This is a genomic window from Streptomyces rishiriensis (assembly GCF_030815485.1).
GTDB lineage: Bacteria > Actinomycetota > Actinomycetes > Streptomycetales > Streptomycetaceae > Streptomyces > Streptomyces rishiriensis_A.
In genome coordinates this window covers 3,397,129-3,418,972 of sequence record NZ_JAUSWV010000002.1, presented here as the reverse complement: position 1 = coordinate 3,418,972, position 21,844 = coordinate 3,397,129, and the positions used below count along the sequence as shown (strand labels likewise).

At 72.7% G+C, this 21,844-nt stretch carries 13 protein-coding genes and 1 pseudogene; 7 read left to right on the top strand and 7 right to left on the bottom strand.

What is annotated here, in order from left to right:
• Window positions 1-7: 7 nt before the first annotated feature.
• From QF030_RS17665 to QF030_RS17640, 6 genes are all read right to left on the bottom strand, one after another.
• Entirely contained in the window at window positions 8-2,212 is a 2,205-nt protein-coding gene (locus QF030_RS17665) for a bifunctional glycosyltransferase/CDP-glycerol:glycerophosphate glycerophosphotransferase (RefSeq protein ID WP_307163639.1), read from the bottom strand.
• 165 nt (window positions 2,213-2,377) lie between these two features.
• Entirely contained in the window at window positions 2,378-4,654 is a 2,277-nt protein-coding gene (locus QF030_RS17660) for a bifunctional glycosyltransferase/CDP-glycerol:glycerophosphate glycerophosphotransferase (RefSeq protein WP_307163638.1), read from the bottom strand.
• Window positions 4,655-4,809: 155 nt separating this feature from the next.
• Window positions 4,810-5,637 carry a carbohydrate ABC transporter permease gene (locus QF030_RS17655; protein ID WP_307163637.1) on the bottom strand — a complete coding sequence of 276 codons (828 nt, stop codon included), beginning with the start codon at window positions 5,635-5,637 and terminating at the stop codon, window positions 4,810-4,812.
• An 80-nt stretch (window positions 5,638-5,717) separates the two neighbouring features.
• A complete protein-coding gene (locus QF030_RS17650) occupies window positions 5,718-6,998 on the bottom strand; it encodes a carbohydrate ABC transporter permease (RefSeq protein WP_307163636.1) in 1,281 nt (426 codons plus the stop codon).
• A 70-nt stretch (window positions 6,999-7,068) separates the two neighbouring features.
• Entirely contained in the window at window positions 7,069-8,451 is a 1,383-nt protein-coding gene (locus QF030_RS17645; RefSeq protein ID WP_307163635.1) for an ABC transporter substrate-binding protein, read from the bottom strand.
• A 346-nt stretch (window positions 8,452-8,797) separates the two neighbouring features.
• Window positions 8,798-12,454, bottom strand: a complete 3,657-nt coding sequence (locus QF030_RS17640) for an FHA domain-containing protein (protein ID WP_307167602.1) — start codon at window positions 12,452-12,454, stop codon at window positions 8,798-8,800.
• A gap of 336 nt (window positions 12,455-12,790) precedes the next feature.
• On the opposite strand from QF030_RS17640, the pseudogene QF030_RS17635 reads away from it, so the two are divergent.
• The 4 genes and pseudogenes from QF030_RS17635 (at window position 12,791) to QF030_RS17620 (ending at window position 18,358) form a co-directional block, all read left to right on the top strand.
• Window positions 12,791-14,522 (top strand): annotated as a pseudogene (locus QF030_RS17635) (serine/threonine-protein kinase).
• Window positions 14,523-14,653: 131 nt separating this feature from the next.
• Window positions 14,654-15,904 (top strand): serine/threonine-protein kinase, encoded by a 1,251-nt coding sequence (locus QF030_RS17630; protein WP_307163634.1) that lies wholly within the window; start codon window positions 14,654-14,656, stop codon window positions 15,902-15,904.
• Between the two features lie 198 nt (window positions 15,905-16,102).
• Window positions 16,103-17,209, top strand: a complete 1,107-nt coding sequence (gene prfB / locus QF030_RS17625; RefSeq protein ID WP_307163633.1) for a peptide chain release factor 2 — start codon at window positions 16,103-16,105, stop codon at window positions 17,207-17,209.
• A 270-nt stretch (window positions 17,210-17,479) separates the two neighbouring features.
• Window positions 17,480-18,358 (top strand): hypothetical protein, encoded by an 879-nt coding sequence (locus tag QF030_RS17620; RefSeq protein ID WP_307163632.1) that lies wholly within the window; start codon window positions 17,480-17,482, stop codon window positions 18,356-18,358.
• A gap of 87 nt (window positions 18,359-18,445) precedes the next feature.
• Here QF030_RS17620 and QF030_RS17615 read toward each other — a convergent pair whose 3' ends face one another.
• Window positions 18,446-18,640, bottom strand: a complete 195-nt coding sequence (locus tag QF030_RS17615) for a hypothetical protein (protein WP_020132389.1) — start codon at window positions 18,638-18,640, stop codon at window positions 18,446-18,448.
• Between the two features lie 236 nt (window positions 18,641-18,876).
• Between QF030_RS17615 and ftsE the strand changes: the two genes are divergently transcribed.
• The 3 genes from ftsE (at window position 18,877) to QF030_RS17600 (ending at window position 21,790) form a co-directional block, all read left to right on the top strand.
• Window positions 18,877-19,566, top strand: a complete 690-nt coding sequence (gene ftsE / locus QF030_RS17610; RefSeq protein ID WP_020132390.1) for a cell division ATP-binding protein FtsE — start codon at window positions 18,877-18,879, stop codon at window positions 19,564-19,566.
• Between the two features lie 60 nt (window positions 19,567-19,626).
• Window positions 19,627-20,544, top strand: a complete 918-nt coding sequence (gene ftsX / locus QF030_RS17605) for a permease-like cell division protein FtsX (RefSeq protein WP_307163631.1) — start codon at window positions 19,627-19,629, stop codon at window positions 20,542-20,544.
• A gap of 67 nt (window positions 20,545-20,611) precedes the next feature.
• A complete protein-coding gene (locus tag QF030_RS17600; protein WP_307163630.1) occupies window positions 20,612-21,790 on the top strand; it encodes a S41 family peptidase in 1,179 nt (392 codons plus the stop codon).
• Window positions 21,791-21,844: the final 54 nt, after the last annotated feature.

Here is a 21,844-nt window from a genome sequence, read left to right as displayed (position 1 = left end):
GCGGAGGTCAGCTCCTTACGAGAGTGGAGGCGGCGGGGGCCGGGACGCGCTCGGCGAGCGGCCGCACGGGCTCGATCGCCTCCGGGGGTTCGCCGAGCAGCACCCGGCGCACCACACGCTCGGCCGCCCGGCCGTCGTCGAACTGGCAGAAACGGGACCGGAACGCGGCCCGGCGGGCGGCGGATCCGGGGTCCGCGTAGGAGCCGTCGCGGAACACCCGGGCCAGCTCCTCGGGCGTGTGCGCGACCGGTCCCGGCGGGGCCGCCAGCAGGTCGAAGTAGACGCCCCTGGTCTCCCGGTAGACGTCCCAGTCGTCGGCGTACACGACGATCGGACGGTCCAGGTTGGCGTAGTCGAACATGATCGACGAGTAGTCGGTGACCAGCGCGTCGGCGGCCAGGCACACCTCCTCGGAGGAGCGGTGACCGGTGACGTCGATGATCCGGCCGGTGCCGCGCCGGACGCGCCCGTCGTAGAAGTAGTGCGCCCGCAGCAGCACCACGACGTCCTCGCCGGCCGCCTCGCAGAAGGCCTCCAGGTCCAGCCCCGGCTCGAAACCGGTGCGGTGGTCGCGGTGGGTGGGCGCGTACAGGACGGCCGTGGCTCCCTCCGGCACCCCCAGTTCCCGCCGGACCCGGGCCACGTCGGCCGCGGTCGCCGTGTAGAAGAGGTCGTTGCGCGGATAGCCGTACTCCAGCTGCTCGTACGAGCCGGGGAAGGCGCGCTCCCACATCTGGGTGGAGTGGGTGTTGGAGGAGAGGTTGTAGTCCCAGCGGTCCACGCGGCCCAGAAGCTTGGTGAAGGAGCCGGTCGCGGCGGCGACGACCGGGTACGTCGACTGGTCGACGCCCATCTTCTTGAGCGGGGTGCCGTGCTGGGTCTGCACATGCACAGTGCCCTCGCGCTTGACCACGCCCTCGGCGAAGTTGGCGTTGTTGAACAGGTACTTGGCGCGGGCCAGCACCTGCCAGTAGCGGCGGCCGCCGATGACGGCGTGGTCGACGCCGTCGGGCATCGTGTGCGCCTGGTCGGCCTCGACGAGGAACACCGAGCGGATGTGCGGGGCGAGTTCGGCGGCCTTGGCGTGGATCGCGGCCGGGCTGCACGCGTAACCGCGGCCCCAGTAGGCGCAGTACACCGCCAGGTTCGGGTCGACGGGGCGGCGCAGGGCGCGCCGGTAGAGCAGGCGGGTGCGCAGGCCCTGGGGGCGCGGGAGGCGCTCGACGGCGCCCGCGGCCTTCCGGTTGGCGCCGCGCAGCGCGCGGAACGCCGTGTACGCACCGGCCGCCAGCAGCCGGTGCTGTACCCCCAGGCTGCCGCCGGGACCGCGGAAGCCGGCCGGGCGGTGGCGCCGGTACAGCCGGGCCGCGCGGCGGAAGAAGGCCCGGCGGCGGCGACCGGTCAGCCGGGCCGGGTGCGCGGCCGTCTTCAGGACGGACGCGAAGAGCTGCTCGAAGAGCGGCCCCGACCGGTCGCCGGACAGCCCCAGTTCGGCCGCCCGGGCCAGCACCGCTTCGGTCCGGTCCAGAAGCTCCAGATGGTGTTCGCCCGGCAGGTTCAGCCGGTTGCCCTGCCGCCGCAGCAGATGCCGTACGACGACCGAGCGCAGCACCGCGATCCGCTCGGCGTGCACGGTGACCAGGCCGCCGAAGCCGACGTCCGTGAAGTGCCCGTCGGGGAAGGCGATGCGGTGCCCGGTGAGGAAGGAGCGCCGGTAGGCCGTGCCCCACGCGGGCAGCTGCACCCCGGTGATGTGCGGGGCCTCGGCGGGGGAGAAGGCGCCCTTCGGGGTCCGCGCCAGCAGCGGGGCGGCCGGGTTGGCGGGCTCGCCGTCCCACCAGGGGGTGCGCTCGTGCTCGGTGTACAGGACGTCGACGTCGCCGGTCTCGGTCAGCCGGGCGTCCAGCGTCGCCAGGGCGCCCGGGGCGAGGACGTCGTCGCCGTCGAGGAAGAGCAGATACGCGCCGGTCGCCGCCCGCATCCCGGTGTTGCGGGCCCCGCTCAGCCCGGCGGACGGCGGCGAGTGCACCGGGGCCACCCGGGAGTCCCGCCGCGCGTACCCGGCGGCGAGGGCCGCGGCCGGGGTGCCGGGCGCGTCGCTGACCGGGATCAGCTCGAAGTCGCCGAAGGACTGGGCCAGGACGGAGTCCAGTGCCAGGGACAACCGGCCCGCGACCCCATGGGACGGGACGATGATGCTGAAGCGGGGCATTCTGCTCTTTCTCTGTCGTGCCGATGGGCGGCCTGCGGCGGACGGACCGCGACGGCCGGAGTGCGGCGGGGGTTACGGGGCGGTGTTCTCCGGGCGGTACGGCCGGGCCGGGGTGGGCCGCGACGAGCCGGCGGGCACGGCGACTCCGGCGAGGGCGTACGGCGTTCAGCTCCGGTCGGTGACGGGGCTGACCGGGCCGGCGGGCGGTGGCACATGGGCGAGCGCCGGGCGCCCCGCGGGCATCGCCGCCGAGGCGGCGGCCGACGGCGCCGGACGGCGCTCGGCGAGCGGCACGACCGGGGGCAGCCGCGTCTCGCCCAGCACGACCCGCCGTACGACCCGCTCGGCGGCGCGGCCGTCGTCGTACGGGCAGAACCGCTCGCGGAACGCGGCCCGCAGCTGGGCCGAGCGGGAGCCGCGCCAGTGACCGGTCGCGAAGATGTCGATCAGTTCGTCCTCGCTGCGCGCGACCGCGCCCGGCGGACAGGCGCGCAGGTCGAAGTACGTGCCGCGGGCCGCCTCGTAGGCCTCCCAGTCGTCGGCGTGGATCACGATCGGGCGGTCCAGGCCGGCGTAGTCGAACATGAGCGACGAGTAGTCGGTGATCAGGGCGTCGGAGGCCAGGCAGAGGGACTCCACGCTCGGGTGGTCCGTGACGTCGATGACGCCGGGCACCGGCCGGCCGGCCGGCGCCTCCTGCCAGTAGTGGGCGCGGGCCAGGATCACGAAGCGGGGCCCCAGACGGCGCAGCACCCGCTCCAGGTCGAGGTGGGAACGCTGGACGCGGCGGTAGTCGCGGTGCGTGGGCGCGTAGAGGACGGCGACCGTGTCGCGGGGGATGCCGAGGGCCTCGCGCAGCCGGGCCACGTCCGCCGAGGTCGCCCGCTGGAAGACGTCGTTGCGGGGATAGCCGTACTCGAGGGTCTCGTAGCGCCCGGGGTAGACGCGCTCCCAGGTGAGGGTGGTGTGGCGGTTGGCCGACAGCACGTAGTCCCACTTGTCGACGCCCCTCAGCAGCTCGCCGAAGTCCATGTCGCGGGCGGCCGCCGGGCGCTCCTGGAGGTCAAGGCCCATGTGCTTGAGGGGCGTGCCGTGCTGGGTCTGCACGAAGACCTGGCCGGGCCGCTTGACCAGCCGCCGGTCGAAGTTGACGTTGTTCACCAGGTACTTGGAGCGAGCCAGCGCAGTCCAGTAGGCGGCTGTCCCGGGGCGGACGTGGCGAGGGCCCGGCGGGACGGCCGACCGGTGCTCGGGGCGGGCGATCCACGCCGTGCGCACCTGCGGCGCGAACGTACGGAACGCGGCTTCCAGCGCCCCCGGGTTGCAGCTGTGCCCGCGGCCCCAGTAGGCGGCGAACACGGCCCGGTCGGCGCGCAGCGGCAGCCTCAACTGGACGCGGTAGTGGGCCTGGAGGACGGCGGCCCGCAGCCCGCGGGCGAGCTTCGCGGCGGCCTTGTGCGTGCGCCGGCGTACGGTCATGGACGCCTGGAGCACCCGGTAGGTGCGGTGCACGCCGAAGTGCACCAGCGTGTGGCGCAGCCGGGAGCGCAGCGGGACCGGGACGCCCGGGGTGCGGTAACGGCGGTAGTGGGCGCGGGCCCTGCGCAGGAACTCGGCGCGCGAGTCGCGCGGGAGCCGGTCCCGCTTGGTGAAGACCGTCGAGAGGTGATCGACCATGCGGCGGAACAACACCGGCCGCCAGTGGGCCAGTTCGGGCCGCTGCTCGACGAACGCGAAGACCCGGTCGTACTGCTCGAAGACGTCGAAGTGGCCCCGGCTGGTGGTGGACAGGATGTTGCCCCGGCGGCGCTGCCGGTAGTGCACGCAGACCCGGTCCAGCGTGGCGAGCGTCTCCGCGGCCATCAGCGCCGGGTACGTCCACGGGGTGTCCTCGTAGTAGCCCGGCGGGAACGTCAGGCCCACGCCCTCGACGAACTCCCGCCGGTAGGCCTTGTTCCAGGCCACCATCAGCACCCTGAGCAGCCCCGGACGGTCCTCCAGGCGGAAGGGCGCGGTGCCCTCCTCGGTGAGCTGCGCCGCGAACTGGTTGCGTACGGTCCTGCCCGACCAGTACGTACTCGCGTAGTCGTAGACCAGGACGTCCGGCTCGCCCGTCTCCTTCACCCGGTCGGCGATCGCGCGCAACGCGTCAGGGGTGAGCGTGTCGTCGGAGTCGAGGAACAGCAGGTAGTCACCGGTCGCCCGCTCCAGACCCGCGTTACGGGCCTGCCCCAGGCCGACGTTCTCCGGCAGGTGCACGGCGCGCACGCGCGCGTCGCGGGCCGCGAACTCGTCGATGATCTCGCCGCAGGCGTCCGGAGAACGGTCGTCGACGGCGATCAGCTCGAGATCGGCGAACGACTGGGACAGCACCGATTCGAGGCACTCGTGCAGGTACGCCTGAACCTTGTACGCGGGGACGATGACACTGAACCTGGGCAAGGCACATCCATGGGTCGGCGCGGACGGAAGACAGGGCCTTGCCCGGGAACGGCCGATGGAGTGAATCGGTTACGGTTCGTACGGCATACGGGGGAATTGCGGGTGAACGGAAAGGGGCGGGCCGATGTCTCGCCCCGCCCCCCCTTGTTTCCGGCTCACTTGACCGCGCCCGCCATCACACCGGAGACGAACTGCCGCTGGAACGCGAAGAACACGGCCAGCGGGACCACCATCGAGATGAACGCGCCGGGCGCGAGCACGTCGATGTTGTTGCCGAACTGCCGTACCTGGGTCTGCAGCGCGACCGTGATCGGCTGGCTGTCGGCGTTGGTGAACACCAGCGCGACCAGCATGTCGTTCCACACCCACAGGAACTGGAAGATGCCCAGGGACGCGATCGCGGGGCCGCCCAGCGGCATCACGACGCGGGTGAACAGCCGCAGTTCACCGGCTCCGTCGAGGCGGGCGGCCTCCAGCAGCTCGCGGGGGATCTCCGCGAAGAAGTTCCGTAGCAGGAACACCGCGAAGGGCAGTCCGAACCCGACGTGGAAGAGGATCACTCCCAGGATGTTCCCGAACAGGCCGATCTTGCCGAACAGTTCGGCGATCGGGATGAGCGCCACCTGCACGGGCACGACGAGCAGCCCCACGACGCCCAGGAACCACCAGTCCCGGCCCGGGAACTCCATCCACGCGAACGCGTAGCCCGCGAGCGCGCCGATGACGACGACCAGGACCGTCGCCGGCACCGTGATCAGCACGGTGTTGACCAGGGAGCTGGTGATGTCGCCGTTCTCCAGCAGCTTCTGGTAGCTGTCGAAGGTGAGCCGGGAGGGCTCGCTGAACACGTTCCACCAGCCGTCGGCGCTCATGTCCTCCGGGGAGCGGAGGGAGGAGATGAGCAGTCCGATGGTCGGCACCAGCCAGAACAGGCCGACGACGATCAGGAAGGCGCGCACCAGCCCGCCGTTGAGCTTCTCCATGATCCAATCGAGCCGCTTCCTCGCCCCCGTCGTTCCCGTCCCTTTCGTCCCCGTCGTTTCTGTCGTCCCCGTCGTCGCCGTCACCGCCGCACCTCCCGCCTGAGCCGACGCACGTTGAACCACATCACCGGGATCACCAGCAGCAGCAGGAACACCGCGATGGCGCTGGCGATGCCCGGCTGGTCCTCCGAGAAGCCCTTGCGGTACAGCTCCAGGGCGAGCACGTTCGCGTCGTCCTGCGAGGAGCCGGGTGCGATGATGAAGACCAGGTCGAAGACCTTCAGCACATTGATCATCAGGGTGACGGCGACGACCGCCAGGACCGGCGCCAGGAGCGGGACGGTGACTCTGCGGAACACCTGCCACTCGTTGGCGCCGTCCACCCGGGCCGCTTCGAGCAGCTCCCGCGGAATCCCCGCGAGGCCGGCCGCGATCAGCACCATCGCGAAGCCCGCCCACATCCAGATGTACGAGCCGATGATCGCCGGCGTGACCAGCGACGGGCCGAGCCAGTCCAGACCGTTGTACGCCTCCTTGAAGTTGCTCGCGGGCAGCCGCAGCCGCGCGCCGTCGGCCTTGCCGGGAAGCGTGAAGGTGCCGTCGTCGGCCGCCTTCGTCGAGGCCACCACCTTGCCGTCCTTCACCGCCTCGATCCTCATCCCGGCGTAGCCCAGCTCGGACGGGTCGGGCGCGCCGAGGGTGCCGACACCCTTGCCGCGGGTGAAGTCCTGCCAGACGGTCCCGGTGACCTCCCCCTGTTCGGGCCGCGCCCCCACGGCCTTCTCCGCGCTGCCGGGCATCTGGTCGGGCGCGACGCCGACCAGCGGCAGGGCGACCGGGACGCCGGCCCGGACCGGGGCCTTGGTGAGGAAGCCGCCGTCTTCCGGTCGCAGCGGCGAGTCGCGGCCCGGGTGGGCCTTCGGGAACGCCGACGACTCGGCGAACGTGTCGTGGACGCCCACCCACACCGCGTTGGCGACGCCCTTGTCGGGGTCCTGGTCGTAGACCAGCCGGAAGATGATGCCGGCGGCGAGCATCGAGATCGCCATCGGCATGAAGACGACCAGCTTGAACGCGGTGCCCCAGCGCACCCGTTCGGTCAGCACCGCGAAGATCAGACCGAGCGCGGTCGCGACCGTCGGCGCGAACACCACCCAGATCACGTTGTTCTTCAGGGCGGTACGGATGCCGTCGTCCGTGAAGAGGGCCTTGTAGTTGTCGACGCCGGCGAAGCCGTCGCCGGACTGGTCGTAGAAACTGCGCACGACCGAGTACCCGATCGGGTAGACCACGAGCGCGCCGAGCAGCACCAGGGCGGGCAGCAGGAACAGCGCGGCCACGGTCCTCCGGGTGCCGGTCACACTCTTGCGCGAGCGAGGAGGGGCGGGGGCCCCGGGAGCCCCCGCCGCCGCGGGTGTCGCCATCGCCGCGTCAGTTCCCGTACGCCGCTGCCGCGTCCGACTCCAGTTTCGCCTGGGTGCCGGCCACGTCCGTCGGGTTCTTCAGGAAGTCCTGGAGATCCTTCCACTCGCCCTTGCCGGGGGTGCCGCCGAAGGCCTGCGGGGCCTGGTCGGACATGTCGAAGCGGAAGTCGTCGCCGGCCGCGACCAGCGCCTTGGCGATCGTCTGCTGGACCTCGTTCGGGTACACGGAGACGTCGACGTTCTTGTTCGGCGAGAGATAGCCGCCGAGCTTCGCCTGGATCTCCGCCGCGTCCGGCGAGGCCAGGAAGGTCGCCAGCGCCTGCGCGCCCTTGGAGTCCTTCAGGATGACGGCCGCGTCACCGCCGGAGACCACCGGCGCGGTGTCGCCGACCTTCGGGAACGGGAACACCTTGGCGTCCGTGCCGACCTTCGACTTGGTGTCGGCGATGTTGACCTGTACGAAGTCGCCCTCGTAGACCATGGCCGCCTTCGGCTGCTCGCCGCCGGTGAAGGTCTGGGTCACGGAGGCGGGGAACTCGGTCTGGAGCGCGCCGCTCGCGCCGCCCGCCACCCAGTCCTTCTTGCCCCAGACCTGGGCGAGGGTGGTCAGGGCCTCCTTCACCGAGGGGTCCGTCCACTTGATCTTGTGCTGGGCGAGCTGGTCGTACTTCTCCGGGCCCGCCTGGGAGAGGTAGACGTTCTCGAACCAGTCGGTGAGGGTCCAGCCGTCGGCGCCGCCGATCGAGAAGGGGGTGACGCCGGAGTCGTACACCGTCTGCGCGGTGGTCAGCAGGTCCTTCCACGTCGCGGGGTCGGCGGCGCCCGCGTTCTCGAAGACCTTGGCGTTGTACCAGATCAGCGACTTGTTGGCGGCCTTGTAGTAGACGCCGTACTGCTTGTCGCCCACCTTCCCGATGTCCTGCCAGCCCTGTGAGTAGTTCTTCGCGAGTTCCGCCTGGGCCTCGGCGCCCAGCGGTTTGGCCCAGCCCTTGTCGGCGGCCTGTTTGATGGCGCCGGGCTGCGGCAGCATCGCCACGTCCGGAGGTGAACCGCCCGCGATCTTCGAGCCGAGGAAGTTGATGATCGGATCCTGGGCGGGCACGAAAGTGATCTTCGCGCCGGTGCGTTTCTCGAACTCGGCGAGGACCTTCTTGAAGTTCGCCTGTTCGGTGCCGGTCCATACGGCGGCCACTTCGAGAGTGGTCCCGTCGAGCTTGGGGAGGGTGAGGGTGCCGCCGGATTCCTTGCCTCCGCTGCTGCTCTCGCCTCCGCCGCTCTTGTCGTCGTCGCTGCCGCACGCCGTGAGCGAGAGCGCGAGGGCTCCCGCCAGGAGCGTGGCGGCCGCCTTCATGGTCCTGCGTGTCCGAATGGTGTTGCTCGTGCTGCGCATCACTGCCCCGTTCTTCGTCCTCGTCGACTCGTGAACGTTCGAGCGCTGTCCCGTGAGCACTGGTCTACGCCGGGTGTCTGGGCTCGGCAAGGGCGCCTGTGCCGTCAAGCGGGGGATCGTGACCGCGTCGTGATCACAAGGTGAGCGGATCTCGACGCGAGGCCGGTGCGCGAGCGTCGTCGCGGGCTGCCGCCCGTCGCCGTGCGGCGGCCGGGGACGGGCGGGGCGGGGGAGGTCCGGGGCCACCGCCCCCGGTCACCCGTGGGCGACCCGCTCGAGCCGGTACCAGCCAGTTTCTGCCGGTTCTGGCGGGTTACGGCCGTTTCCGGCTCTGCGGGTCTCGGTCTCACACGCTCCCGGCGGGCGCGCCCCCGGACGGGCTGAGCTGGCGCGCGGCCCGCTCCAGGGCACTGGCCAGCAGGGCCAGGTCCGTCGGGCCGTTGCCCAGTTCCCGCACCGGACGGCGGGCCGGGGGGTCGCCCATGCGCTGCCACTCCAGGGGCGCCACCGTGGGGCGCTGCGTCGCCGTACGGGGAATGCGGCCCGTGACGCGGCCGCCCTGGAAGGCGGTGAGGCGGCCGTCCGCGCCCTTGAGGCGGCCGCGGCCCGGCGCCGGTTCGTCCGTGCCGGAACCCGGCGGGTCCAGAGTGATCCGAACGGTGGACAGCCGGGCCGGTTCCGACTCCGCCGTACGGCCGCCGGGGCCTGCCGCGACCACCAGGTGCACGCCGAGCCGCTCGCCCTCGCGGGCCACCGCCTCCAGCGCGCGCATGACCGAGCCGGCGGCCGGCCGGCCCGGGGAGCCGAGGGCGGGGGAGACCAGAGCGTCCAGGTCGTCGACGACCACCACCAGGCGGGGCAGCGCGGGCGCCGCCTCGGCCCGCTGCCGGGCGGCCGCGCCCGGGCGCAGCCGCAGGGTGGTGCTGGGCGGGGCCTCGATGTCGGCGGCGCCGCCGGTGGAGCCGCCGCCGGGCCCGGCTCCCGGGGACGGCTTGTTCGGGGTGCGTTGCGGGCCGATACGGCCGGACACCGCGCGCTGCGTGTGCCACTCCGCGAAGCCGGAACGGCCCAGCAGTTCGGACCGCCGTTTCAGCTCGGCGCTCAGCGACTGCGCGAACTCCCGCATGCGGACCGGGTCGTTGGCGGTGAGGTGGGTGGTGACATGCGGTACGTCCGTGCAGATCCGCAGGCCGTCGCCGTGACCGCCGCCGCCTTTGCCCACGGTGTCGCGGCCGTCCAGCAGGATGACGCCCAGCCGGTCCGGCCGCTCGGCGGCGGCCAGTGAGGCCACGATCGCCCGCAGCAGTTCCGTACGCCCGCTGCCGGTCGGGCCCTCGATCAGCAGGTGCGGGCCCTCGGCGACCAGGTCCACGCCGACCGGACCGCGCGGCCCGGCGCCCAGCACGGCCCACGCCCGTCCGCCGAGCGCCTCGGCGTCGTCCGCCGCGTCCGCCCAGCGGGCCATCAGCGAGGCGGGTGTGGCCCGGGCGAGCCCGAGCTTGTCCAGCAGCCGGGCCGACTGGGGCAGCGGAGCCGACACCCGCGTGGGCCGCTCGCCGCCGCCACCCGGGCCGTCCGGGCGCAGCGGCGCGAGGGCCCGTGCGAAGCGCTCGGCCCAGGCGAGGGAGACCGCGTCCACCGCGCCGACCGTGCCGGGTCCGACCGGGCCGGGCCGCTCCGTCTCCGCCCCGGCCGGCGCGACCCGCAGCAGCCGCAGCGCCGTCGCCACGTCCCCGCTGAGCAGCGCGACGGCTCCGCACGCGCGGAAGGTGGGCGCCGCGGCACAGGCCGCTTCATAGGTCGCGGTCACCGGGGAGGAAGGGGAGGCGGCGGGCGTCTCGGCCAGGCAGACGACGTGTATGCCGGCCCGCGGTCCGGCCACCGCCAGCCGGGCCACCGCCTCGCGCAGGTCGGCGCCGCCGGGATCGCCGTCCACGACGAGCACGCTGTACGGGCCGGGGAAGCCGCCGTCGCCCGTCTCGTCCGGCACGGCCCACGAAGGGCGGCGGCCGGCGGCGCGGGGCGCGGGTACCGGAAGCTGTGCCGTACCGCTCGGGCCGCCCCCGCTGTCGGCCAGGTGGTCCTCCAGACGGCGCAGCAGCTCGTCGGCGCGGGCTGTGGCCTGGTCGCGGTCGTAGGCGAGCAGGAGACGGCAGTCCTGGCCGTGCCCCGGGCGCAGCTGCGGCAGCCAGCCCAGCCAGGACCACTCGGCGACCCGCTCCTCCTCGGACCGCGCGCGGTCCGTGCTGATCAGGACGATTTCCAGGGTGTCGGGGGAGTGCAGCGCGGCGAGCTGGGCCAGTACCGCGCGCGCCAGCCCGGACAGTCGCGGGCGCGGCCCGGCCAGCCCGAGCGCGCCGACCTCGCGCAGTCCCGTGGTCACCGGTACGGCGGGCAGCAGGCCCGAGCCGTCGGGCGCCGGGCGGTCGGCGGTACCGAGCCGCACCGTGAGCGCCTCCGGGTGCCCCGGGCCGCGCTCCCACAGCCGGGGGCCCGGGCCCAGCGCCGTCAGCAGCAGCGCCGCCGGGTCCGGCCAGGTCTCGGGTGCGGGGGGCGCGGCGGCCGGCGGGTACGACCGCGCTCCGGCCGCCTCCTCCTCGCAGGGCCCGGGGACGTCGTCCGTGTCCTGCGCGTCCCCGCGACCGCCGGCCAGTCGGCGCGCCCACGCGGTGAGGCCTCCGCGTTTGCGCACTCCCGGGGGCACGTCGGTGCCGCGCAGCGGAGTGCCCTTGCGGCGCGCGGCCACGCGCGGATCGGCTTCGGCGGAGTCGTCGTAGGGGGAGGCGGCGGGGGAGGCGGACGGAGCGCCGGGCGGGACGGTGGAGGCAGGGGTGGCGGGGCGGCGCCGGGTGTCCGCGTCCTGCGGCGCGCCGTGCGGCCCGCGGACGTCGTCGTACGGCGCCGTGAAGGGGCCGAGGTCCGAGCGGCCGGCGTGGGTGGCCGAGGAGTCGTCACCCCCGCCGGGCGCACCACCGGAGGGAACCGCTCCGGGCGGGGTCGGGCGCCCGGGGTCCGCCGTGCGTGCCTGGCCGCCGGGCCTGCTCTCGATGCGCGGCGCCGTGCCCTGTCCGGGCACCACCGAAGGCGCCGAGCGGTTTTCCCCGGCGCCGCGGATCCGCTCGCCGCGGCCCTGCGACGAGCCGCTCCAGTCCACCCCGCCGTAGGCGTGACCGGTCGGGTCCGCGGGGCCTTGCCGGCCGCCCGCGCCGTCGCCTGCCGCCCGCGCGGGTGCGGCGTCGGCGAGCGGGCCGGGACGGTCGCCGGACGGGCCGCCGCCCGCCGCCTGGTCCGTGCCCGCGCAGGGCACCCGGACGTGTCCCTCGCCGTCCGGGGTGGTCGCCGCCCGGGGACCCGGGCCGCCTGGCGGGGCCAGGCGCAGGGCCGACTCGCCGACCCGCAGCAGGGCGCCGGGGGCCAGGCGGACGGGACGGGTCTGCACCGGCGCGCCGTCCAGCGTGGTGCCGTTGGTGGAGCCGAGGTCGGCGACCGTGACCCGGCCCTCGGGGGAGAGCGTCACCGCGCAGTGCAGACGGGAGACGTCCGGGTCGTCGAGGGGTACGTCGGCGTCGGCGGAGCGGCCCACCCGGACCTGGCCGCCGTGCAGCAGATGGACGCCGCCCGCGTCGGGCCCGGCCACCACGTGCAGCCGGGCCGGGGCGTCGTCGACCTCGGGATGCGGCTCGGGGTCGGCCGGGGCGCCCAGGGACAGCACGGCGCCGTCGATCAGCGGCGGCTCGCCGAGCGTGCAGCGCTGGGTGTCGAGCCGCTCCACGCCCGCGTACAGCACGACCGCGGCCGCGGAGGAGGACGACGGGGCGCCCTCCCCGGAGACCGCGGCGGCCAGCGCGGACGCCACTGCGGCCAGAGCCGTGCCGGCGGGCGCCGTGACGAGCACGTCGCAGCTCGTGGTGCGGGCCCGCGCCTGAGGTCCTCCCGCGCGAGCGGAGCCCGGCGCGGGAAGGGGCGGGCCCGTCGGGTCTACGACGGTCAGCCGGATCTGCATCGCCGTCAGCGGTCCCTTCTGCACGGGCGCGGACTTCCCCCCACCCCACACGAGCACAGCGGCCAGTACTGAAGGCATCCTCGCACCTGTCACTGACAACGCGCCCCACACCCGAGGACAAGTGATCTTGATTGGTCGGCTCTGCCCGCAAAAGTGCCTGACAAGTGCGTCACCGGCGATCAGTTGAGATCGGTCACGTCCGGCTGCGGCAACCAGGAAGACCGGGCCGGGCGTCTTTCCTTCGGATAAAGACGACAGCCCCGTGTCCGCACTGCGGCACTACAGTGGGTCGGAACACGGACAGGACAGTCAAGCAAGCAGCAGGGAGCGCGTGACGTGCGGCCAGTCGGCAGCAAGTACCTGCTCGAGGAGCCGCTCGGACGCGGCGCCACGGGCACCGTCTGGCGAGCCCGCCAGCGCGAGACCGCGGGCGCCGAGGCGGCCGTGGCCGGCCAGCCCGGCGAGACCGTCGCGATCAAGGTCCTCAAGGAGGAGCTCGCTAACGACCCCGACGTCGTGATGCGCTTCCTGCGCGAGCGGTCCGTGCTGCTGCGCCTGACCCACCCGAACATCGTCCGGGTCCGCGACCTGGTCGTCGAGGGCGATCTGCTGGCCCTGGTCATGGACCTCGTCGAAGGCCCGGACCTGCACCGCTACCTGCGTGAGAACGGCCCCTTTCACGCCCGTCGCCGCCGCCCTGCTCACCGCCCAGGTCGCCGACGCGCTCGCCGCCAGTCACGCCGACGGCGTCGTGCACCGCGACCTGAAGCCGGCCAACGTCCTGCTGAGGCAGGACGGCGGCCAGATGCACCCGCTGCTCACCGACTTCGGCATCGCGCGCCTCGCCGACTCCCCGGGCCTGACCCGGACCAGCGAGTTCGTCGGCACGCCCGCGTACGTCGCGCCGGAGTCCGCCGAGGGCCGCCCGCAGACCTCCGCCGTGGACATCTACGGCGCCGGCATCCTGCTGTACGAGCTGGTCACCGGGCGTCCGCCGTTCTCCGGCGGCTCCGCCCTCGAAGTCCTCCACCAGCACCTGAACGCCGAGCCCCGCCGCCCGTCCACGGTCCCCGACCCGCTCTGGACGGTCATCGAGCGCTGCCTGCGCAAGAACCCCGACGACCGGCCGAGCGCCGAGAACCTCGCGCGCGGGCTGCGGATCGTCGCCGAGGGCATCGGGGTGCACGCGAACTCGATGCAGATCGCCGCCGCCGACGGCGTCGGTCATCTGCTCGCGCCCGACCCGGCGCCCGCGACCGTGCCGGGCGGCGCCTACGACCCGAACGCCGCGACCAGCGTCCTGCCGCACACGGCCGGTCCCGCCGGCGCCGCCGACCCCACCGCCGTGCTCCCGCACACCGGTGGCGCGTCGGGCGCCGCGGACCCGACCGCCGTCCTGCCGCCGGTGCCGCCGCACCATCCCGGCCAGCAGGGTCAGGGTCAGTCGCCCGAACAGCCGCATCCCTGGCAGAGCCAGATGCGGGCCGCCCGCGACCGCAACGAGCCGACGCAGGTGCAGCAGTACCTCGACCCCGGCGAGGACCCGCTGCGCCGCCGCCCCCAGCGGCAGGTCTCCCGTCAGCCGCAGCAGCCGCAGCAGCCGTACCCGCAGCAGAACCAGCAGCAACAGCGGCCTCAGCAGCGTCCGCAGCAGCAGCGTCCGCAGCAGCCCGGCTACGGGTACCCGGCGCAGCCGCAGCAGCAGTACGCGCCGCAGCACCAGCAGCCGCAACAGCAGCCCCAGCGGTACGCGCCGCCGCCCCAGCAGCAGCCGAGGCAGCGGCCGGAGCCGGAACCCCGGCAGCCGCGGGAGCCGAGACAGCGCAGCGCCAACCCGATGAAGATCCCCGGGCTGGGGTGCCTGAAGGGCTGCCTGTTCACGATCGTCATCCTGTTCGTGGCCGGGTGGCTGATCTGGGAGCTGAGCCCGCTCCAGGAGTGGATCGGTACCGGCCAGAGCTACTGGCAGCTGATCAGCGGCTGGTTCGACAAGGTCACCGGCTGGATCGGCGACCTGGCCGGGAACTCGGGCGGCACCGGCTCGGGCGGCACCGGCGCCGACAACTGAGGCACCGGCTCCGGTCCTGACCGCGAGTTTGTGTACTTGTCGACATCTGGCGGGTGATTTCCGTCTCCGCGGTGAAGGTTGGCTCCTCGGACGCGTACTTTGATGGGCAACACGCGTCTGTAGGAGCAGCCTTGGCACGGAAGATCGGCAGCCGGTACACCGCCCACCAGATCCTGGGACGGGGCAGCGCCGGCACGGTGTGGCTGGGCGAGGGACCGGACGGCCCCGTCGCCGTCAAGCTGCTGCGCGAGGACCTCGCCTCCGACGAGGAGCTCGTGGGCCGCTTCGTGCAGGAGCGCACGGCACTGCTCGGCCTCGAGCACCCGCACGTGGTGTCCGTACGGGACCTGGTGGTCGACGGCAACGACCTGGCCCTGGTCATGGACCTCGTCCGCGGCACGGACCTGCGCACCCGCCTCGAACGCGACCGGCGGCTCGCGCCCGAGGCCGCCGTGGCGATCGTCGCGGACATCGCCGAGGGACTGGCCGCCGCGCACGCGGCCGGCATCGTGCACCGGGACGTGAAGCCCGAGAACATCCTGCTCGACATGCAGGGCCCGCTCGGCCCCGGCGGCTCGCACCGCGCGCTGCTGACCGACTTCGGCGTCGCGAAGCTGATCGACACCCCCAAACGGACCCGCGCCACCAAGATCATCGGCACTCCGGACTACCTGGCCCCGGAGATCGTGGAGGGCCTGCCCCCGCGTGCGTCGGTGGACATCTACGCCCTCGCGACCGTCCTGTACGAGCTCCTCGCGGGCTTCACGCCGTTCGGCGGCGGACATCCCGGCGCGGTGCTGCGCCGGCACGTCACGGAGTCCGTCGCCCCGCTCCCCGGCATCACGGACGAGCTGTGGCAGCTTCTCGTGCAGTGTCTGGCGAAGGCGCCCGCGTCCCGGCTGCGGGCGTCCGAGCTGGCGGCCCGGCTGCGGGAGCAGCTGCCGACGCTGGCCGGGATGCCGCCGCTGGACGTCGACGAGCCGGACACCGAGCAGGAGGAGGACGGCGAGCCGGCCGAGGCCGCGCCCTCCGCCTCCTCGGCCGCGGCCCCCTCCGGGCGGGTGCGGCGCGGGTCGGTCCCCCTGGTACCCGGCGCGAAGCCGGACTCCAACCGGGACACCCACACGTCGATGCGGGTGCCCGCGCCGGACGAGCTGGCGGGCGGGGCGCACGGCACGGCACGGGTCCCGAGGGCGGCCGGCGCCCCGCGCCCCGGATCGGCCCGGAACCGTTCCGCCACCCGACGGCGCCGGATCACGCTCGGCGTCGCCGCGGTGGCGCTGGCCGCCGCCGCGGGCATCGGTACATGGGCGGCCACCTCCGGCGACGACGCGGGGGCGACCCCGCAGGACACGAAGAACTCGGCGCCGACGTCACCGTGACCCCGGGGCTGCCACCCCGGACCCGCGCTTCGGCGCTTCGGCCCTGCAAGGGGGCCTCGTCCTCGAACTCCCCGGAGTGGCCCCGGCCGGGTCGAGACGTCCCGACCGGGGTTCGGCAGCCGAGGCCGGACCCGAGGCCGAGCCCAGGTCGACCCGAGGCCGGGCGGGTCCGGATGCCGGGTCCGTTAGGCTGGAGGCGTGGCAGTCGTCGATGTATCCGAAGAGCTCAAGTCCCTCTCCTCGACCATGGAGTCGATCGAGGCCGTTCTGGACCTCGACAAGCTGAGGGCAGACATCGCCGTGCTCGAGGAGCAGGCGGCCGCGCCGTCCCTGTGGGACAACCCGGACGAGGCGCAGAAGATCACCAGCAAGCTGTCCCACCTCCAGGCCGAGGTCAGGAAGGCTGACGCGCTGCGCAGCCGGATCGACGATCTCGCCGTGCTGTTCGAGATGGCCCAGGAGGAGGACGACCCGGACACCCTCGCCGAGGCCGAGACGGAGCTCACCTCCGTCAAGAAGGCGCTGGACGAGATGGAGGTCCGTACCCTGCTCAGCGGTGAGTACGACTCCCGAGAGGCGCTCGTGAACATCCGCGCCGAGGCCGGTGGCGTCGACGCCGCCGACTTCGCGGAGAAGCTCCAGCGGATGTACCTGCGGTGGGCGGAGCAGAAGGGCTACAAGACCGAGATCTACGAGACGTCGTACGCCGAAGAGGCCGGCATCAAGTCGACCACCTTCGCCGTGCAGGTCCCGTACGCGTACGGCACCCTCTCCGTGGAGCAGGGCACCCACCGGCTCGTGCGGATCTCCCCCTTCGACAACCAGGGGCGCCGGCAGACCTCGTTCGCGGGCGTCGAGATCCTTCCCGTGGTCGAGCAGACCGACCACATCGAGATCGACGAGTCCGAGCTGCGGGTGGACGTGTACCGGTCCTCCGGGCCCGGCGGCCAGGGCGTGAACACCACCGACTCCGCGGTGCGCCTGACCCACCTCCCCACCGGCATCGTCGTCTCCTGCCAGAACGAGCGCTCGCAGATCCAGAACAAGGCGAGCGCGATGAACGTGCTCCAGGCCAAGCTGCTCGAGCGGCGCCGCCAGGAGGAGCAGGCCGCGATGGACGCCCTCAAGGGCGACGGCGGCAACTCCTGGGGCAACCAGATGCGTTCGTACGTCCTGCACCCGTACCAGATGGTCAAGGACCTGCGCACCGACTACGAGGTCGGTAACCCCGAGGCCGTGTTCAACGGTGAGATCGAGGGGTTCCTGGAAGCCGGAATTCGCTGGCGCAAGCAGCAAGAGAAGTAACTTTGTCGACAAGGCAACCGCCCCTGAATCAGGGGCGGTTGCTTTTTATGTCACATTCACAGCACCAACACCGCGCAAAGCGCCCCGACTTGGACATTGCGTACGCAACGACCTTGACGATGCTTTGAAAAGTGGGGAAGGTGCAGTGTGGCATGCGTATCTCTGGGGCGCATGTGAACCGGGGGCTCCAGCTGCGTTTCAGCTACCTCCGTCGATCACGGCCCCGGGCGCGGCCTCATCGACGATTCAGCTACTGGGGGTAGCAGCTATATGACCAAGAAGACGCGGATCCGGTTCGCGCGCATAGCCGCCGGCGCCGTGATCGCCGCGGGCGCCTCGCTGACGGTCGCGGGCGTCGCCTCGGCCGACGATGACGCTCTTGTCGACACGAGCACGATCGTCCCCATGGACGGCGACCCGTGCGACATCGTGACCACGCCCGACTGCGACCCGGGGGGCACGAGCGGCACGACCGGTACGACGGGCACGACGGGCACGACCGGTACGACGGGCACGACGGGCACGACCGGTACGACGGGTACGACGGGTACGACCGGCACCACCGGCACCACCGGCACCACCGGCACCACCGGCACCACCGGCACCACCGGCACCACCGGTACGACCGGTACGACGGGCACCACCGGTACGACGGGCACCACCGGCACGACGGGTACGACCGGTACGACGGGTACGACCGGCACCACCGGTACGACCGGCACCACCGGTACGACCGGCACCACCGGCACCACCGGTACGACTGGTACGACCGGTACGACGGGCACCACCGGTACGACCGGCACGACGGGCACGACCGGCACGACCGGTGGTTCCAGCACGACCGGCGGTGACGACTCCACCGGCGGTTCCAGCAGCACCGGCGGGTCGAGCAGCACCGGTGGTTCGGACACCACCGGTGGCACCGACACCGACGGCACCTCCACCCAGGAGGAGGGCAGCTCCGCGCTGACCGACACCTCGAACGCCGCCGCCGACACCAGCGCGCAGGGTGGTGGCAAGGAGCTCGCCGAGACCGGTGCGGGCGAGACCACGTTCCTGGTCATCGGCGCTGCCACGATGATCGCCGGCGGCATCGGCTTCCGGGTGCTGCCGCGCCTCGCGGCCGGCCGTGACGGAGCCGCTGCCTGACGCCAGGTGGTCGCGTCCGTACGTGACGTACACGCGAAGGGGCCCGGAGCGATCAGCTCCGGGCCCCTCTGCGTGCGTGCCCTGGGGTTACGCGGTCTGGTGGGCCAGCAGCGCGAGCGCCGCGACCAGCACCGCGAGCAGCGCGATCAGCGCCATCGGGTTCAGCCCCGCGAAGAAGTTGTCCTGTTGCTGCAGCCGCTCGCGGTTCGCGCGGCACACCGGGCACCGGCCCTCGCTCACGGGCGCGGCGCAGTTAGCGCACACCAGCCGGTCGTACGTCATGCGCTCGCCCTCCTAGCACCGGTTCCACGTACACAACGCTTCGGGGAACGGGAACGTTCCCCCTCCACTGTGCCAGGTTCCTCCGGGGGCCGCGCGGCCCCCTCGAAGAGCGGGGGGCGTACAAAGTCCCGTACAAAAACGCACAAGCCCCACTCAACCCTTCCCGACGCCTGCGCCGCCCTCCCCGGTTCGCGTATGGTCACGCTCATCTACCCCCGGCGACCCGTGGTGCATCCGTGATCCGATTCGACAACGTCTCCAAGGTCTACCCCAAGCAGACCCGCCCCGCACTCAGGGATGTCTCCCTCGAGGTGGAGAAGGGCGAGTTCGTGTTCCTCGTGGGATCCTCCGGATCCGGCAAGTCCACCTTCCTGCGGCTCGTCCTGCGCGAGGAGCGCACGAGCCACGGTCAGGTGCACGTCCTGGGCAAGGACCTCGCGCGCCTCTCCAACTGGAAGGTGCCGCAGATGCGCCGCCAGCTGGGGACGGTCTTCCAGGACTTCCGGCTGCTGCCGAACAAGACGGTGGCGGAGAACGTCGCCTTCGCGCAGGAGGTCATCGGCAAGTCGAAGGGCGAGATCCGCAAGTCCGTGCCGCAGGTGCTCGACCTCGTCGGGCTCGGCGGCAAGGAGGACCGGATGCCCGGTGAGCTGTCCGGCGGTGAGCAGCAGCGCGTCGCCATCGCGCGCGCCTTCGTGAACCGGCCCAAGCTGCTGATCGCGGACGAGCCCACCGGCAACCTCGACCCGCAGACCTCCGTCGGCATCATGAAGCTGCTCGACCGGATCAACCGGACGGGCACGACCGTGCTGATGGCCACGCACGACCAGAACATCGTGGACCAGATGCGCAAGCGCGTCATCGAGCTGGAGCAGGGCCGCCTCGTCCGCGACCAGGCGCGCGGCGTCTACGGCTACCAGCACTGACCGCCACCGCCATCGCCCCCGCCCTCGCGGACGTCCCCGGAAAGGCCTGAACAACTCGCCATGCGCGCCCAGTTCGTACTGTCGGAGATCGGCGTCGGTCTCCGCCGCAACCTGACGATGACCTTCGCGGTCGTCGTCTCCGTCGCCCTGTCCCTGGCGCTCTTCGGCGGGTCGCTCCTGATGAGCGACCAGGTCAGCACCATGAAGGGCTACTGGTACGACAAGGTCAACGTCTCGGTGTTCCTCTGCAACAAGAGCGACGCCGAGTCCGACCCGAACTGCGCCAAGGGCGCGGTCACCGCGGACCAGAAGAAGCAGATCAAGACCGACCTCGACAAGATGGGGGTCGTCGAGAAGGTGACGTACGAGTCGCAGGACGACGCGTACAAGCACTACAAGGAGCAGTTCGGCGACTCCCCGCTCGCCAGCTCCCTCACGCCGGACCAGATGCAGGAGTCGTACCGCATCAAGCTGAAGGACCCGGAGAAGTACCAGGTCATCGCGACCGCCTTCGACGGGCGGGACGGCGTGCAGTCCGTGCAGGACCAGAAGGGCATCCTGGACAACCTGTTCGGGCTCCTCAACGGCATGAACTGGGCGGCGCGGGCGGTCATGGCGCTGATGCTCGTCGTGGCGCTGATGCTGATCGTCAACACCGTGCGCGTCTCGGCCTTCAGCCGGCGGCGTGAGACGGGGATCATGCGACTGGTCGGCGCCTCCGGGTTCTACATCCAGGCGCCGTTCATCGCCGAGGCCGCGGTCGCCGGGCTGATCGGCGGCACGGTCGCCTGCGGATTCCTGGTGATCGCCCGGTACTTCATCATCGACAACGGCCTGGCCCTGTCCGAGAAGCTGAATCTGATCAACTTCATCGGCTGGGACGCCGTGCTGACGAAGCTTCCGCTCATCCTCGCCACGAGCCTGCTGATGCCCGCGTTGGCCGCGTTCTTCGCGCTGCGCAAGTACCTGAAGGTGTGACGCACGCCCTGCGGGCCGTACGGTCAACCGACCGTGCGGCCCCTCGCGTTCCCCTAGACTCACCGCCATGTCAGGCCGTGACCTGTTCTGTCAGCCCCGCCGTTTCGGCCGCGGGGCCGCCCTGACCTTGCTGTTCGCGAGCGTGCTCGTCGCCGGTGCCGCCACCGGATCCCTGCCGGGTGACCCCGCGCAGGGCGGGCGGCGCGCCTCGGGCGGCGCCCCCTCCCCGGCCCCCGTCGGCCGCTCCGGGGACGTGACGCGGGCCGCCGAGGAGGCCGCCGCGGACGGCAAGTCCCCGATGGAGGCCGCCGAGCGCGCCGTCAGCCGCAGCGGGGACCGCTGGGCGGCCGTCTACTCCGAGGGCGAGTACGAGGAGTTCGAGGCGTCCCTCGACGGCCGGTACACCGGGGTCGGCCTGGAGGCGCGAGGCGACCGGGACGGCCGGATCGAGGTGACCAAGGTGCAGCCGGGATCGCCCGCGGGCGCCGCCGGGGTCCGCGCCGGCGACCGGCTGCGCAGCGTCGACGGACGGTCCGTGGAAGGCCTCCCGGTGACCGACGTCGTCTCCTTACTGCGCGGTGACGCCACGGGCGCGACCGCGGGCAGCGCCGTCCGTCTCGGCCTGGAGCGCGGCACGCGCGCGTGGACCGAGACCCTGCGCAGGGCGCTCCTGTCCACGGACTCCGTCACCGTCCACCGGCTCTCCGACCGCACCACCGTCATCACCGTCGCCGCGTTCACCAAGGGGGTCGGTGACAGCGTGCGCAGCGCCGTCCGCAAGGCCCCGGCCGGTGCCGGGATCGTCCTCGATCTGCGCGGCAACTCCGGCGGCCTGGTCACCGAGGCCGTCTCCACCGCCTCCGCCTTCCTCGACGGCGGTCTCGTCGCCACCTACGACGTCGACGGCGACCAGCGCGCCCTGCACGCCGAGGGCGGCGGCGACACCACCAGTCCTCTGGTCGCGCTCGTCGACGGCGGCACGATGAGCGCCGCCGAGCTGCTCACCGGCGCTCTTCAGGACCGGGGCCGCGCGGTCGTCGTGGGCTCCCGCACCTTCGGCAAGGGCTCGGTGCAGATGCCGAGCCGGCTGCCCGACGGCTCGGTCGCCGAGCTGACCGTCGGGCACTACCGCACCCCCTCCGGCCACGGTGTCGACGGCCGGGGCATCACCCCCGACCTGGAGGCGGACGACGGGGCGCTGGAGCGGGCCGAGACCGTGCTCAGCGGCCTCGGGGACGTGTCCTGAGCGACCGCTGGGTAATCGGCTTTCCCTAGGTGGGCCTCGGGGTGCGAAAATGGC